The following is a 14,865-nucleotide window of genomic DNA, read 5'->3' as shown; positions in this document are numbered from 1 at the left end:
TGCCGCACCGGTGATCGTCGTTGTCGCGGCACGCGACATGGATGCAGCCGAAACCCGTCAACGCAATGCGCCGTATCGACAAAGCCGGCCGGATGCCGGCCACGCGACGTATCGGCGGCTTTGCACCGCCGCACGTCAATCGACAGACGCTTAGCGGCTGCGCGTACGACTGCGCTGCGGACGCTGACCGCCGCGCGGGCCACCGTTGCCGGCGCCATCGGCACGATTGCCGTTCGGATTGCGATTGCCGCCGCCCTTGCTGCCGCCGCGCTTGCCGCCCGCACCCTCGCGCTTGGGGCCTGCGCCGTACGATGCGCGATTGCCGTCGACATCGCGACCGCCGCCTGCACGGTTGCCGTCGCGGCCGCCGCCGGTACGATTGCCGTCACGGCCGCCGCCCGCGCGGTTGCCGTAACCCGACGGCGCAACCGGCAAGCTGCCGTAGCCACTCAGGCCCGGCAGGCCCGGCCCGCCGCGTCGGCCACCGCCGCGACGCGGCTGGTCGAGTTGACCGTGCGTCGTCAGCACCGGTTCGCGGCTGATGAAGCCCATCGACGTCTGCATCGGATCGGGCTGGCGACGCTCGGTCGGACCGGCAGCGCCGCCGCGCTTGCCCTTCTCCTCGGACGGCGCCTTCAGACCGACGGTCGCCATCAGCTTGCGCACCTGTGCGTCGTCGAGCTCTTCCCAACGACCACGCTTTAGGCCGCGCGGCAGCGGAATCGGGCCGTGACGCGTACGGATCAGCCGGCTCACCATCAGACCGACCGCCTCGAACATCCGGCGCACTTCGCGGTTGCGACCTTCGGCCAGCGCGACGTGATACCAGTGGTTCGTGCCTTCGCCGCCGCCATCGCGGATGCGCAGGAAATTCGCCGGACCGTCGTCGAGCTCGACGCCGTGCAGCAGCTTTTGCCGCATGCCTTCGGCCAACTCGCCGACGACCCGCACCGCATACTCGCGCTCGACGCTGTAACGCGGATGCATGAAGCGGTTCGCGAGATCACCGGAAGTCGTCAGCATCAGCAGACCTTCGGTATTGAAGTCGAGGCGGCCCACCGCAAGCCATTTCGCCGTCTTCATCGGCGGCAGACGGTCGAACACCGACGGACGGCCTTCCGGATCCGCGTGGCTGACGATTTCGCCGGTCGGCTTGTGATACAGCAGCACGCGCGGCGGCTTGTTCGGCAGCTTGCGCTTGACCGGCTTGCCGTTGATCCGCACCTGGTCGGTCGGCATGATCCGCTGGCCGATGTGCGCGGGCTCACCGTTCACCGACACGCGGCCGGCGACGATCAGCTCTTCCATTTCGCGGCGCGACCCCATGCCCGCTTCCGCGAGCACCTTGTGGAGCTTCGGCGCGTCGTCGTCCGGCGACAGCACGCGCTTGTTGGCCGGCTGGGCGCGGCCGCGGCGCAGCATCGGCGCACGCACGCCGCTACCGCCCGCGGAATTGTCCGCGTCGAAGGCGGGCGACGTCACGTATGCGAACAGTTCGTCCTGGGACGCATCGCCTTCCGCTACCTTCGCCGGGCCGCCTTCAGCCTTCGCTGCACCGCGACGGCCCTGGCCAGCCTGACCGCCCTTGGCTGCCGCCGCGCCTTCGCGCTTGCCGGCCGGCATGCGACCGCCCTTGGCCGCGCCTTCCTTGCGCGGCGCACGCGCCGGCTGCGCGTCGGCAGCCTCGGCCGGCTGCGCATCCGCGCCCTCGGCACCCTGCTGCTCGCCTTCGGCGCCCTTCGACTTGGCCGCCGCGCGACGCCGCGCGATCAGGCTACGCGGGCCGCGCCGCAGACCGCGGCGGGGACGCTCGTCGCCACCCGCGGCCGAAGCATCCTGCTCCGGCGCATCGTCGGCACGCGCTGCCTGCACGGCAGGCGCGGACGATTCAATATCGTGGATATCTGTCAAAACAACCTCAAAATGTCAGGTCTCGCGCCCGGCGCGGGCGCGGCAAGAAGTTGGCCGCGATCAGGCGCGACGCTGTTCGGGTTCTGCTTCGTCGTCCGGCAGCGCGTCGGCGCCGATGGGCGCACTGGCGCTTCGGACGGCATCCGCGAGACTGTCGGACGTGTCGTCCAGCGTCTCGTCGTCCGCGGGACGGGAGCGGGAGGCGTCGGCCTGATCGGCCTCGCCGGGCATGTCGCCGGCCGCTTCCGCTCCGTCTCCGGCAGCCGCTTCGGCGGCCGGCTTGCGATCTTCCTCACTCCAATCCGCACGCTGCGGCTCGGGCTGCACACCGGTCGGCACTGCTTCGGCGCCAACCTGTTCCATCTGTTCCGTTTGCCCGCGATCAACATCGAGCGTATCGCGACTCGGAATTTCCTGCGTCGACGCGACGTCGGCCGCGGCATCGCCAAGCCCTTCGGCCGACTCGTCGGCGGGCGCTTCATCCGCCAGCGCCTGCGGCACGTCGGCCGCCGCGTCGTCGGCTACCACTACGTCACCGTCGAAATCCATGGCCTGCTGCGCGAGCAGCGCGGCCTCGATGTTCGCGGCCGGCTCTTCGAGCGCCGGCAGGTCGTCGAGCGCCTTCAGGCCGAGATCGTCGAGGAACTGCTTGGTCGTCGCATACAGCGCCGGACGCCCCGGCACGTCGCGATGACCGATCACCTCGATCCAGCCGCGATCCTCGAGCTGCTTGACCACCTGCGTATTGACCGTGACGCCGCGAATCTCTTCGATGTCGCCGCGCGTGACGGGCTGCCGGTACGCGATGATCGCGAGCGTTTCGAGCACGGCACGCGAATATTTCGGCGGCTTCTCGGGATGCAGGCGATCCAGATAATGACGCATCGCCGGCTTGCTCTGAAAGCGCCACCCGGTCGCCAGCGCCACCAGTTCGACACCGCGGCCGGACCAATCCTGTTTCAGATCTTCGAGTAACGTGCGGACCGTGTCAGCCGACACGCCGTCGGCAAAGAGCTTGCGCAAATCGCCGAGCTTCAGCGGTTCCTGCGCGCAGATCAAAGCAGTCTCGAGGACGATCTTCGCCTCTTGGGTATTCATGCAGCTAGGCCAGACCCTGTGGTCAAACGAACCGGATCAACAAACAGACGAAAGGAACGGAAGACGCGCTCGCCCGATTCTGATCGGTCATATTGATGGGAGCACGAACCGGGGGCGGCGAATCAACTTCAAGCCAGGCCCAAACCGGACGGAACAGCACGGCTCAACGACGGAACCGCGTGACTGAGCGCCATATTACGCAAAATTGCCCGGTGCGTAAAGATGAGCGAAACAGGCCGCCGCCCCGGCGGCACGCCCGCTCCGTCCCCGCTTCAGCGAACGCCCGCGCCGTGCGCGAGGAACCTGCGTAGTCGCTCCACGCCCGCGTCGAGCCGCGCCGGATCGCACGCATAACACCAGCGCACGAACCCTTCTCCCTCCGGGCCGAACGCTCGACCGGGCGCCAGGCCGAGCCCCGCGTCGCGCACCAGCGTCTTGCAGAACGCCAGGCTGTCGGTCGCGCCCGGCAGCCGCAGGAACAGGTACATCGCGCCGGGCGGAGGCAGCACCTCGACGCCCGGCAGCGTCCGCAGCGCGGCGACCAGGTGATCACGCGCGTCGCGCAGCGCCGTGACGAACGATCGCACGAACGGCTCCCCGTCGCGCAACGCGACCTCACCGGCGGCCTGCACGAAGCCCGGCGCGCACGACGTGTTGTATTCGACGAGCTTCGACAGGTCGCCCATCACCGACGCCGGCCCAATCAGCCATCCGAGCCGCCAGCCCGTCATCGCCCACGCCTTCGAGAACGAATTCACGACCACGACGCGCTCCTCGCGCGACGCGATATCGAGGAACGACGGCGCGCCGCCCTCGTCGAACGCAAGCCGCTCGTACACCTCGTCGGCGACCAGCCAGATACCGTGACGACGGCAATGGGCGAGCACGGCCCGCTGATCGTCGCGCGACATCGTCCAGCCGGTCGGGTTGTTCGGCGAGTTGATCAGCAGCATCCGCGTATCGGGCGTCAGCGCCGCGAGCAGCCGACCGACGTCGAGCTGCCAGCCCGCGTCGCCGTAACCGAGCGGCACGCAGTCGACCTGCGCGCCGAGGATTTTCGGAATCTCGACGAGATTCGGCCAGAGCGGCGTGACCGCGACGACACGTTCGCCCGGCCCGACCAGCATCTGCGCAGCCAGCATCAGCGCACTCACGCCCGAACTCGTTACGGCGACCGTGTCGGCCGCCGTCGCACCGTGACGCGCGCTGACATAGGCGGCGATCGCGTCGCGCAGCGCCGCCGTCCCGAGATTGTGCGTGTAGAAGGTCGCGCCATCGCGCAGCGCCGCGGCCGCGGCGTCGCGGATGAAGTCCGGCGTCACGCGATCGGATTCGCCGAACCAGAACGGCAGCATGTCCGGCACGCCGAAGCCGGCGTTTGCGACCTCGCGGATCAGCGACGGCCGCAGCGCGTGCACCGCGGCGCGCGCCGCCGGTTCGTCGCTCGCCGGGAAAAAACCTGCGGAATGCGTCATCGAAAGCCACCGCCGAGGAACACGATCCGCGTAGTGTACCGGCCGGCAAGCCAGACCGGACGCACGCCAATACGCGTCAGTCGAGATCTTCGGCCCGCGCCGGCATCTGCCGCACGAGCTCCCAGATCGCCTGCGCGGCGGGCGACAACGACCGGTCGCGGCGGCGCACCAGTTCGACGGTGCGCTCGGTGCGCGGCGTGAGCGGCCGCGCAACCAGCGTCGAACCGGCAGGCAGCGGCAGCGACAGCCACGGCTGCACGCTCACGCCAACGCCGGCCTCGACCAGCCCGAACACGGTCGCCGAATGCCCGAGCTCCTGCATGACCGTCGCGTTGACGCGATGCGTGGCCAGCGCGGCATCGATCAGCGGCCGGCTGCCCGACGCATGATCAAGCAGCACGAGGCGCTCGCCGTCCAGCGCCGTCCATGGCACCTCGGCCCGTGCCGCGAGCGGATGGTCGGCGCGCGCGACGAGGCAGAACGAATCCGTCATCAGCGGCTCGCAGACCAGATCGGCGACCGTCAGCGGGCCGATCACGACGCCGAAGTCGACTTCGCTCGACTTCACCTTGCGCAACACGTCGCTCTGCACGTCATCGCGCAGGCCGAGCGTCACGAACGGGAACTGGCGCTCGCACGACGCCACCACCCGCGGCATCAGCCTGCATGCGATCGTCGGGCTTGCCGCGACGATCACGCGCCCGCGACGCTGCTCTCCGATCTCGCGAATCTCGCGCAACGTATCGTCGAGATCGTCGAGCAGACGCGACACGCTCGCGATCAGGTTCGCACCGACGTCGGTCAGCTGCACGTCGCGCGTCGTGCGGTCGATCAGCTTCAGCCCCAGTTCGGCCTCGAGCTCGCGCACGCAGCGGCTGACCGCGGACTGCGTGAGCCCGATCTCGTCACCCGCCCGACTGAAGCTCTTGAGCCGCGCGACTTCGATGAATACGCGGAGCTGGCGCAGCGTAACGTTCATGTCCCGGCCTCATCAATCGTCGATATCGATGCACGATTTTAATGCGCGAAACGACTTCGATGAATGAATGCGGCACCGGTCGCACATGTTTCGCTGCGGTGCAATACGTTCGCAAACGCACGTGGCATGGGCGGATTGCACAAGATTGGTGATTGTCCCGATTTGCTCACGGGTTATTTTGGCGTCTTATACGCCCCTAGCTGACTTAGCCGTTAGCTCGCTGCCAAGCGGCTCTCGAGGGATTTACCTCTGACATGGCACGCTTCGTGCATTACCTTGCGCACAGGGTGCAGGTTTCGTCGGACGGAAGAGTAGAAACGCCGCTGCCGGCCAACCGGACGCCCCCACCCGGCACTCGACGATCGAGTGCTTGAAGAGTGCGCGGCGCAGGGCAGCGCACCGGAGTTAGCTTCGCTGAGGTGAGGACATGATGCTGTTCGACGATTTGAGAGATAACGAATGGGCGCTGGTCGAGGGTCTGTTTTGCTCGGAGCCCGCACGGAGTGAGCGGCGTGGCCGCCCCCGCGTGGAAGCCCGATCGGTAGTCAACGCCGTGCTGTGGGTGCTGTCGACGGGTGAAGGCTGGTCGAAACTGCCGGGCCGCTATCCGTCCCCGCCGACCTGCCGCCGCCGCTTCGACGAATGGCAGGCGGACGGTACGCTCGCCGAAATCGTGAAACGACTCGGCACGAGCGGCCGTCAGATCTCGCTGCGCGGACGCATCGGCGCAAGCGCGGCGAAGCCGCCCGCGCCGCCGAGCCGCGACCGGCTGCGCGGCGCGTTCTGGACCAATCCGGAATCCTGGCGCGCGCCCGTCAAGATGGCGTAACGAATGCTCGATCGGGCGGCTTCGGCCGCCCGGTTTCTTTTTGCGACGCGACTTCGTTGCGACGCATGCCTTGCCGTCGATTACCGTTGTCGTGCCGCGAAACATCTATTTACTAATATTTACAGCAAGCCTGCACTCCCACGCTTACCTTAGCGTCATATCAACAGGCCGCACTGACGGCTTGAAGGGAGCCCCGCCATGAAAACAATGTCACTGCTCGTTGCATGCGGCATTGTCGTTTCCGTGGCGCTGACCGCTCCCGTCCATGCCGACGATCGGGTGAAACCGCCGCATCGCCAGCAGGATCACCGCAACACCCTCCGCCAGCCGCCGTCCGCCAACCCGCCCAGCCGGCAAACCGTGCCACGCGGCGACTTGCGCGGCGACATCGCCAGCAACGCGCGAGCACGGATTGGCTCACAGCCACCGGGCATGTCGCGTCATCCGTAGTCCTGCCGATTTCGAGATTTCGCCAAAGAAAATGCCGGTATCCGGGAACTGCGCCCCATGCGGCGGGTCACATCGTTGCCATGAGCACAGCGTGGCAGCAGCAAAAGTATCCGGTACGCCCGTATCCTTGTGATACGGGCTTTTTTTTGCATCGCCGGCCTGCGCGGCGATGCGCGGGGCGGGATGAAGATCGACCGCTACAGGCGGCTTTCGAGAATCGCCACGGCGCTCGCTTCGCTCAATGCGTAGTCGTCCATGCGGCGATCAGTCCAGGAAAGTAATTTCTCGGCGCGCTCGAGGCGCGAGAATTCGGCTCGACCGCTGTCGGTCAATACGGCAATGTCGACCGGTGCATGGAAGCCCGGCGCGGGGGCAACGGTCTTCTGCCTGACCGTGTCCATCAGCCCGAGCGAACGGAGATACTCGAACACGCCCGGGCGGCGTGCCCACGGTACCTGGCGGTACTGCACTCGTCTCAATGCGTCGAGCACCGCTTCGTTGGAATACGTGGCCATCTCGATTCTTTCTTAAAGTGCAGCGACAATGCGAAGCGGCGCGCCGGGCGGGGTCTCCGCCCGCCGAAACCGCCACCGATTCTGGAGGCCAACGTTGTTCGGCGTCGCGTCAGGGCCGTATCGTCAGCCGTCCATAAAAAGACACCATACCCCAATCAAATTGATTCTGTTCGATTCATTTGTACTTCTCTTCATCGGTTTCATGCTCTGCCGCAAGCAGCGTCGAACCATTTCGATCGTCGCCGCCGCGCTGTTCTGGCTGCTGGCGACGGGCTGGCTCGCAGCGCCGCTGATCGCCTGGAGCGAGGCCGGCGTCACGCCGGTCGAGCATCCCGACATGCACGGGCGAACCACGCTGATCCTCATAGGCGCCGGCACGCACCGCACCGACACCGGAGTGCAGCCACCGCCCGACGGCGTCGCGCGCATCCACAAGGTTGCGGCGCTCTATCGCACGTGCCGGCAGCAGGCCGAACGCTGCACCGTGGTGATGTCGGGCGGCGACCCGCAGCATCACGGCGACACCGAGGCAGCCGTCTACGGGCGCCAACTTGTCGCTCAAGGCGTGGCGCCGGCCGACCTCGTGCTCGAACCGAACAGCCGCACAACCTACGAAAACGCGAAATTCACTGCATCTATACTACGCTCACAGTATGACGATGCGCGCGTTCTCGTCACGTCGTCGTACCAGATGCGCCGGGCGTTGCTCGATTTCCGCCGTTTCGGCATCGATCCGCAGCCCGTTTATGCGAATCTCCGACGCGCGCAGACGGGCTGGCTGCCGCGCTGGCGCAATGTGGCCAATGCCGAGCAGGCGCTGCACGAGCTGGTCGGGATCGCACAATTCCACGTGTATCGTTGGCTCGGCTGGTTTTGACGACGGCGCGCAAACCTGCGCGAAAATCGCTGCACCACCCTGGATGGCAGACGCGTGACGAAGTGCGCGAAGTGTTGCGCGACTTCAACGGGGCCTTGCGTCGTGCGACGATCCGGTGCACATTGATCCGTCACTTTTGTTACACTCGACACGCACTCGATTGCAGTCGCCAGACGAAACGGCAACACTCGGGTTCATCACCACTTAGCGGAGGTAAAGCAATGAAGAAGACGTCCCTGGCTATCCTGGTAGCGATGTCGGCGCTGACTGGCGCAGCGTATGCGCAAGAGAGCACGCAGATTCAGACCATCACCGATCCGGCCAAGATCGCCGAGATCGAGCAGCGTGCACAAGCGCTGCAACAGCAGCAAGCGGCCGAAGCGGCTCAGCCGGCGGCGCAGGAAGAGCATCACCACGGCAAGAAGGCTGCGCATCACAAGGCAGCAGCGAAGAAGGCCGGCAAGAAGGCGAAGGCTGCAGACGCTGCCAGCCAGTAAGTTCGGCGGCACCGCTCCAGTAAAAAGCCGAATCCGGGTAACCGGGTTCGGCTTTTTTGGTTGCGGCGCCCGCGCGCTGTGCTAAAGTCGCGCACCGAAATTTTCCACCCGTGCGCACCCCGGTGCGGAGGACAGCATGAGCAACATTCAACTCGACATCGAGTGGACCGAAGCCGCCACTCGCCAGATCAAGCAACTGATGCCCCGCGGCTCGGACGACGCGTTTCTCGCGCTGCCGCCGATCGAATGCCTGCCGATGGAGGGCGACGTGCTGTTCCTCGGCCCGCAAGGCAAGCAGCAACCGTTCATCGTTGCCGAGCGTCAGTATCACCATGACGGCGATGCCGACTGGACGATCATCCTGATCCTCGACGTACCCAGCGCATCGCACTGACGCGCCGCCGCGACCGGACACGTCCGGTCGCCCTACCCGGCTCGGACTCAGACGAGCTTCGACAGCACGCGGATTTCGGAACGCTCGATCCAGTCCGCGGCCGCTTCGCGATAAGCGAGAATATGCGCGGAACGCGCATGGGCGGCCAGCGCCTCCTCGCTCTCCCAACGCTCGACGAATACGAACCGCGCGGGCTCCTTCAGATCCCGGTGCAGGTCGTACTGCAATGCGCCCGCTTCGTTGCGGGTCGGCTCGACGATTCCCTCAAGCACGGTGCGCAGTTTCTCCTCCGCGCCCGGCTTCGCCACGATCAGCGCCACGACTGCAATTTCCGCCATTCCCGCCTCCTTCATCCGAAAAAGTCCGAGAATACGCGAATCCCGCACCACGCATCGGCTATGCCGATACGACAGGGCGATGGCACCAAAAAAATAGCCCGCGCTTCAGAGAAGCGCGGGCGAAACCGTCGCCCTACGAGGATAGGCGACGGGGCCATCGAGATCCGCACGCTGGCGCGGATCGTCATCTGTTGCGCCGACGCTTGGCGCGTCGGCATGTGAGGGTGTCGATGCCGTTGTTCAGGCGCTCGCGGCGCATTCCCGGCCTCTGACACCGTCCTCCCTGCTCTAACGATTCCAACCTATAAAGCAGGTTGCGTGCCAGGCATGACGTGATCAACATTCCATTGATTTATAAGGACATTTTTTTAGATCGGCGACAATGTGACACGTGTTCTGTCCTCGTAACGCTCGAATGTTACGTAACGTCACGAGAAGGGACGGGCCCCACCGAACAGGCGTACGCGTCGGCGAGCGGCCATGAAAAAAGCCCGCCGGATGGCGGGCTTTTCAAGGGGGCGGAAAACGCCGGGATCAGCGGAGCTGATTCACGAGCAACCCCATGATCTGGCGAGCCGGCGACGACGTATCGATCGCGCCCGCATCGTCGACGACCGCGACACGCGTCTGATCGGCCGTGAGCGCCTTCACGTTGACGCGATACTGCTTCGCCTGCTTTTCCTTCTTGCCGTGGAACAGCTGGCTCCAGAAGCCCTGCTCGGCCGCACTCAGATCCTTCGGATCGACGTAGCGCACGAAGTACAGACCCTTCGAGCGATCGCGATCGTCGACCGTGAAGTTCGCGCGATCGAGCGCGAGACCGACGTGCAGCCACGACCGGTCGTACGGCTCGCCGAGCGTGACTTCGGACGGCACGGCCGCTTCAGCCGCGTCATTGCCTTGCGCCGACGTGCGCGAGACGTTCTGGGCAGCAATCGCCGCGGCAGCCTTCGACGACGCGTCGCCATCGGCCTTCTTGTCCTTCGGTACCGCGTTGTCCTTGATGTTCGCGATCGGCGGCTCGCCGTTCTTCGCGCGCTGCTCGTTCTGCGCGAGCACGGCCATCAGCCGCTTCAGGTATTCTGTCTCGAGCGCCGGATCGTTCGGCTTCGGTTCCCACTTGCTCGAATCGTTGTTCGCACCGGTGATCGCCTCGCGCATGCCCTTCTGGCTGATGAACACGTAGGTGCCGCCATTTGGCGCCGAATCGAGACGCGTGCGGTACTTGTTGCGCTCGGCCGTCACGTACGAATTGCCCATCGCCTTCGAGATCACGCTGCGGATCAGGCCGTCGTTGATCTGCGGATGGGTTTCGTTCCAGTCGGTTTCCATCACGCCCTTGTCGCGCTGGTCGACGACGAGCAGGAAGCCCTGCTCCTGCCAGAAACGGCGCACCTGCGGCCAGATCGCGGCGGGCTGCTTGCCGTCGATCACGAGCCAACTTTCGGTGCCGTCGCGCTGGATATGCATGCCGGCCACGGCCGGCGCGACGGTGTCCAGCGCAGGCGCGGCCTGCTGGACCTGCTGGAGCGCGGACAGGGAAGTCGCGCCGCCCTGGGGCGGCAGCGAACGCTGATCGGCCGTCTCGTCGAGCATGTTGGGCGGCACTGCGAGCGACGCTTCCTTCGATTTCGAATCGCTCTTGTAGTCCACTTTCGTGGGCGACGACGTACCGCAACCGGCGACGAGCGCGCCGGTGGCGAGCACTGCAGCGAACCGCATGGTAAGACGAAGATCAGTCATGTTCGGGGAATCCTCTTCCGCTAAATCACGGCGCTTTCCGTGGATCAACCTTGCATTTTACCGGGGCCGCGCTGCGATGTGCAAAAAAGCGACGGCCAAGAAAAAACCCGCGCCAGCCTGAGCTGACGCGGGTTCTTGTCTGGTCGGGGCGAGAGGATTTGAACCTCCGACCACCTGCACCCCATGCAGGTACGCTACCAGGCTGCGCTACGCCCCGAAAGAAAAAAATTATAACAGACAGTTTCCCGGTTTAGAACGGGTCGCATGCATTTTGTGAATGTTCTCGTGAAATTTTTTTGCGTGACGACGCCAATGCAGGCAACCTGCGGCACCGATCCCGCATCGCCGTCATCGCTTGCGCGCGACGCAGATGACCGTCAAGCCGGCGACGCGATTGAAGCGGAACATCGGCAGCTCGATACGACAGATCGTCTTGAGCAAGCCGTTGACGAACGGATGATGGCGGCGCAATTGCGACTCGGGCTCGCGCGGATGCGAACGCGCCCGCTCGCCGAGCCGCAATGCGGCCGCGAGCGGAAACGTGAGGCCGAAATAATAGGCGCCGTGCTCGACGTCGAGCCCCGCACGCCGGACCACGTCCTCGAGGCCGCCGAGCGTGTATCTGCGCTTGTGCTCGAGGAAATCGTCGTGGCCGCTCCACAGGAACTGGAACGCGGGAACCGTGATCAGGAACCGGCTACCCGAGGGCGCGCCCTTCACGTACTGCGTCAGCAGTCCGACGTCGTCGTCGACATGTTCGAGCACGTCCATCAGCAACACGAGATCGGCATCGAAGCGATCGACGGCGCGCCGAAAGTGGATCGGCTTGCCGGCCGCCTCGCCGTCGCTGTCGTCGGCGTAGCTCGTATCGACGCACCATGCTTCCGTCGCCTGCGTGCGCTCGAGCAGATGCTTCGAGAAAAAACCGGAGCCCGCGCCGACGTCGAGTATCCGGTTCGCGCCCGATGCGCCGAGGAACCGGCGAATCGCGCTCGCCTTCGACGCGTAGTACCAGTGATCGCCCACCCCCGCACCGAGTACGTCGACTTCCTTCAGGTCCATGGTGCTTCCCCGTGATGGCTGCCGTGTTGTGATGTCGAATCCGCCACTGATGCCGATCTTACCTCGCCGCTGCCGCCGATCGTATCCGTCGATGCCCGGGGCCGCGGCGCTTCGGCATCCGGTGAAACCCGCGCCGGCCAAGGCCGGCCGCGGATTTTCAGGGCCGCTTCGAAACACGCCTGGCGACGGCCCGGACAAACCAAACGACCGTTTGATTCAGCAGCTCGTCGACCGCGAATCCATTGTCCGGCAGTCCGCCGGCGCATCGCGTCCGGGCGCCCGTTGTTTGGTAACGCCGCTCTAGCACGCTATGACACACTGCACGGCATCGACGCTCGCGCCGTGCAGTGGCGCGCGCCGCCGTCGATCAAGACAAGACATGGAGACAGACGATGCGGAATACGGTCCGGCGCGGCCATCGCTCGCCTTTGGCAATTTTCGACTGGTTTTCCGGCCTGCGACGCACGGTCGCCCCAAGATCGCATACGACATTCCGCATGTTCGGCTGCGGCGCGCTGGCGCTCGCCCTGCTCTGCGCCGGCTGCGCCGAATCGGCCGCGCAGCGCGACAGCAACACGTCCATCGCATCGACGAAGATCGAGCGCACCAAGGCCGAGCGGCTCGCGCGCGAGCAGCAGATCGCGCGCACCGTGCCGTCGCTCGCATCGATCAGCCTCACGCAGCCGCGGCCGTTCACGCTGCGCGACTCGGGCCAGAACGGCGCGATGACGTTCCTGCGCGACGTCGATTTCCGCATCGTCAACAACCTCGGCTTCTTCATTCATCAGCTGTCGGCCACGCTCGTGCCGACGCAGGCCGGCGCACCGATCGTCTTCGACGATCCGACGAGCTTCGAGATCGACGTGCACGAAGGCACGGTCACGCTCGACAACGCGAAGCTGACCGCCCTCTTCAACACCTACATCTTCGGCTATCGCAACGCGCCGCTGCGCAAGCTCGCGGTGTCGGCCGGCGACGGCGTGATCCATCTGCAAGGCGAGATGCAGCGCGACGGCTGGGTACCGTTCTCGCTGACCGGCACGCTCGCGATCCGCGACGGCAGCCAGCTCGTGTTCCACCCGACCGGTGTGCGCGTGTCGGGCCTCAACGCACAGCCGGTGATGCGCGCGGCCAACGTGAAAATGGCCGACCTGCTGAAGGTGCAGACCCCGATCGCGCAACTCGCCGGCGACGATCTCGTGATGGCGGTCGACAAGCTGATGCCGCCGCCGCGCCTGAAACTCACGATCACCGCCGTGCGCGTGACGCCGGCGGGCCTCGACCTGAAGCTCGACGACGGCTCGCGTGCCGGCTTCGCGATGCCCGCGAACGCACCGCAGCAAGCGATGTATATCCGCGGTGGCGACGTGAAATTCATGCGCTCGATGCCGATGAACGCGGACATCCTGATCGGCCCGCTCGACGCGTCGAAGCGCGGCCAGACGTTCGTGTTCGACCTGTATCACTATCGCGACCAGGTGTCGGCCGGCTACTTCAACTTCGACGAAAGCGGCGCGATGGCGATCCGGATGCCTTCGTATGCAGGCCCGGCCAGCGGCGCACTGCTCGGCAACGCGGCCGCGCGCCTGAACGACAGCTTCCTCGCCGCGCAGCAGAATGCGCTGCGCGACGTGCGCCAGCACTGGGAAGCGTACGCGCTCGCCGCAGACGCCGCGCGACCCGGCATGCAGAAGGTCGCGATGCGGCGCACGTCGACGACGCCGTTCAACGAGCGGCACGTGTCGAACCGCAACCCGACGATCCATCTGCGCAACGTCGACTTCAACCTGTCCGGCGATATCGGCTTTCACGTCGAGGATCTCGACGTGGAACTCGTGTCGAAGCGCCCGGGCGAACCCGTCGATCTCGACGATCCGAACCAGTACGACATCCGCATTCTCGGCGGCACGGTCGTCGAGTCGTGGAAGGCGATGTCGGCGCTCTTCAACAACTACCTGCTCGACTATTCGCCGCGTTCGCTGAACGACCTGCAATTGAGCGCGGACGGCCAGAACCTGCGCGTCCAGGGCGGCATCAAGCTGTGGAATCACGTACCGGGCGTCTGGTTGCCGACCGACATGAAGGGCTCGCTGACGGTGCTCGATGATCGGCACCTCGCCTTCAAGCCGTCGCAGGTGTCGGTGCTCGGCATCCCGCAGGCGACGCTGCTGCGCTCGCTCGGTATCGAGCTCGCGTCGCTGACGCCGTTGCAGCGGCGCGGCGCGGAACTGCGCGGCGACACGCTCGTGCTCGACCAGTACACCGTGTTTCCGCCGCCCGTGCTGAACGGCAAGCTCGCCCAGGCGACGGTCGAGCCCGACGGATTGCGGCTCATGTTCCGGCGCGCAGCGGGCGCGCCCGCACCGAAGCGGCCGCAGATCGACGCACCGAGCTACATGTGGATGGAAGGCGGCGACATGAAGATGTTCAACGTGCTCGAACTCAACGTGCGCGCGCTGATCCGGAATTCGGCCGAGGCCGGCCCGATGCGGTTCGACCTGTACGGGTATCGCAGCCAGGTCGCGCAGGGCTCGGTGCGGATGCTGCCGGACGGCACGCTGGTCGTCGACATGGGGCGCAAGAATCCGCTCGCGTCACGCTGATTCCGTCGTGCTGCCCCCTGATGCGCGACCCGCATGAAAAAAGCCCGATGGCAGGTCGCCAACCGGGCTTTTCGAGGCATCCTGTGCGCCGTGC

At 65.9% G+C, this 14,865-nt stretch carries 13 protein-coding genes, 1 tRNA gene and 1 pseudogene; 6 read left to right on the top strand and 9 right to left on the bottom strand.

From position 1 onward, the window contains the following. Positions 1-150 precede the first annotated feature (150 nt). From rluB to AP428_RS04660, 4 genes are all read right to left on the bottom strand, one after another. Positions 151-1,911, bottom strand: a complete 1,761-nt coding sequence (rluB, locus tag AP428_RS04675) for a 23S rRNA pseudouridine(2605) synthase RluB (RefSeq protein ID WP_054927679.1) — start codon at positions 1,909-1,911, stop codon at positions 151-153. A gap of 60 nt (positions 1,912-1,971) precedes the next feature. After that, entirely contained in the window at positions 1,972-3,009 is a 1,038-nt protein-coding gene (gene scpB / locus AP428_RS04670; protein ID WP_054927678.1) for an SMC-Scp complex subunit ScpB, read from the bottom strand. Between the two features lie 272 nt (positions 3,010-3,281). After that, entirely contained in the window at positions 3,282-4,484 is a 1,203-nt protein-coding gene (locus AP428_RS04665) for a pyridoxal phosphate-dependent aminotransferase (RefSeq protein WP_054927677.1), read from the bottom strand. Between the two features lie 76 nt (positions 4,485-4,560). Continuing rightward, on the bottom strand, positions 4,561-5,463 hold the full coding sequence (locus AP428_RS04660; protein WP_012328377.1) for a LysR family transcriptional regulator: 903 nt from the start codon (positions 5,461-5,463) through the stop codon (positions 4,561-4,563). 430 nt (positions 5,464-5,893) lie between these two features. On the opposite strand from AP428_RS04660, the pseudogene AP428_RS04655 reads away from it, so the two are divergent. Together AP428_RS04655 and AP428_RS34675 are read left to right on the top strand one after the other, a co-directional pair. Continuing rightward, positions 5,894-6,289: pseudogene (locus tag AP428_RS04655) on the top strand (transposase); the annotation flags it as partial. Between the two features lie 201 nt (positions 6,290-6,490). After that, positions 6,491-6,742, top strand: coding sequence for a hypothetical protein (locus AP428_RS34675; protein ID WP_027813379.1), 252 nt, complete (start codon positions 6,491-6,493; stop codon positions 6,740-6,742). A 197-nt stretch (positions 6,743-6,939) separates the two neighbouring features. Here the strand turns inward: AP428_RS34675 and AP428_RS04650 are convergent, their stop codons facing one another. Further along, positions 6,940-7,257 carry a hypothetical protein gene (locus AP428_RS04650; RefSeq protein WP_011545254.1) on the bottom strand — a complete coding sequence of 106 codons (318 nt, stop codon included), beginning with the start codon at positions 7,255-7,257 and terminating at the stop codon, positions 6,940-6,942. Between the two features lie 160 nt (positions 7,258-7,417). Here AP428_RS04650 and AP428_RS04645 point away from each other — a divergent pair, with 160 nt between their 5' ends. The 3 genes from AP428_RS04645 to AP428_RS04635 all read left to right on the top strand — a co-directional run bounded on the left by AP428_RS04645 (position 7,418) and on the right by AP428_RS04635 (position 9,025). After that, on the top strand, positions 7,418-8,134 hold the full coding sequence (locus AP428_RS04645; RefSeq protein ID WP_027810281.1) for a YdcF family protein: 717 nt from the start codon (positions 7,418-7,420) through the stop codon (positions 8,132-8,134). A 221-nt stretch (positions 8,135-8,355) separates the two neighbouring features. After that, on the top strand, positions 8,356-8,631 hold the full coding sequence (locus AP428_RS04640) for a hypothetical protein (protein WP_006486101.1): 276 nt from the start codon (positions 8,356-8,358) through the stop codon (positions 8,629-8,631). Positions 8,632-8,767: 136 nt separating this feature from the next. Next, positions 8,768-9,025, top strand: a complete 258-nt coding sequence (locus AP428_RS04635) for a hypothetical protein (protein WP_006476176.1) — start codon at positions 8,768-8,770, stop codon at positions 9,023-9,025. A 47-nt stretch (positions 9,026-9,072) separates the two neighbouring features. Here the strand turns inward: AP428_RS04635 and AP428_RS04630 are convergent, their stop codons facing one another. From AP428_RS04630 to AP428_RS04615, 4 genes are all read right to left on the bottom strand, one after another. Continuing rightward, positions 9,073-9,363 (bottom strand): putative quinol monooxygenase, encoded by a 291-nt coding sequence (locus tag AP428_RS04630; protein WP_027810280.1) that lies wholly within the window; start codon positions 9,361-9,363, stop codon positions 9,073-9,075. A gap of 534 nt (positions 9,364-9,897) precedes the next feature. Further along, positions 9,898-11,106, bottom strand: a complete 1,209-nt coding sequence (gene bamC, locus AP428_RS04625; protein WP_054927676.1) for an outer membrane protein assembly factor BamC — start codon at positions 11,104-11,106, stop codon at positions 9,898-9,900. 140 nt (positions 11,107-11,246) lie between these two features. Next, a tRNA-Pro gene (locus AP428_RS04620) sits at positions 11,247-11,323 on the bottom strand. Between the two features lie 131 nt (positions 11,324-11,454). Continuing rightward, entirely contained in the window at positions 11,455-12,168 is a 714-nt protein-coding gene (locus tag AP428_RS04615; protein ID WP_054927675.1) for a bifunctional 2-polyprenyl-6-hydroxyphenol methylase/3-demethylubiquinol 3-O-methyltransferase UbiG, read from the bottom strand. 392 nt (positions 12,169-12,560) lie between these two features. On the opposite strand from AP428_RS04615, the gene AP428_RS04610 reads away from it, so the two are divergent. Next, positions 12,561-14,771: a hypothetical protein gene (locus AP428_RS04610; protein WP_054927684.1), complete on the top strand. Its 2,211-nt coding sequence runs from the start codon at positions 12,561-12,563 to the stop codon at positions 14,769-14,771. Positions 14,772-14,865 lie beyond the last annotated feature (94 nt).

The organism is Burkholderia sp. E168m22 (genome assembly GCF_001319805.1).
GTDB lineage: Bacteria > Pseudomonadota > Gammaproteobacteria > Burkholderiales > Burkholderiaceae > Burkholderia > Burkholderia orbicola.
Note: the sequence above shows the minus strand (reverse complement) of the source record. Positions and strands in the feature narration are given on the sequence as shown.

Coding starts and splice junctions, on each gene's coding strand:
- scpB (WP_054927678.1), bottom strand. CDS start 3,009: ATGAATACCCAAGAGGCGAAGATCGTCCTCGAGACTGCTTTGATCTGC.
- AP428_RS04665 (WP_054927677.1), bottom strand. CDS start 4,484: ATGACGCATTCCGCAGGTTTTTTCCCGGCGAGCGACGAACCGGCGGCG.
- AP428_RS04660 (WP_012328377.1), bottom strand. CDS start 5,463: ATGAACGTTACGCTGCGCCAGCTCCGCGTATTCATCGAAGTCGCGCGG.
- AP428_RS34675 (WP_027813379.1), top strand. CDS start 6,491: ATGAAAACAATGTCACTGCTCGTTGCATGCGGCATTGTCGTTTCCGTG.
- AP428_RS04650 (WP_011545254.1), bottom strand. CDS start 7,257: ATGGCCACGTATTCCAACGAAGCGGTGCTCGACGCATTGAGACGAGTG.
- AP428_RS04640 (WP_006486101.1), top strand. CDS start 8,356: ATGAAGAAGACGTCCCTGGCTATCCTGGTAGCGATGTCGGCGCTGACT.
- AP428_RS04635 (WP_006476176.1), top strand. CDS start 8,768: ATGAGCAACATTCAACTCGACATCGAGTGGACCGAAGCCGCCACTCGC.
- AP428_RS04630 (WP_027810280.1), bottom strand. CDS start 9,363: ATGGCGGAAATTGCAGTCGTGGCGCTGATCGTGGCGAAGCCGGGCGCG.
- bamC (WP_054927676.1), bottom strand. CDS start 11,106: ATGACTGATCTTCGTCTTACCATGCGGTTCGCTGCAGTGCTCGCCACC.
- AP428_RS04615 (WP_054927675.1), bottom strand. CDS start 12,168: ATGGACCTGAAGGAAGTCGACGTACTCGGTGCGGGGGTGGGCGATCAC.
- AP428_RS04610 (WP_054927684.1), top strand. CDS start 12,561: ATGCGGAATACGGTCCGGCGCGGCCATCGCTCGCCTTTGGCAATTTTC.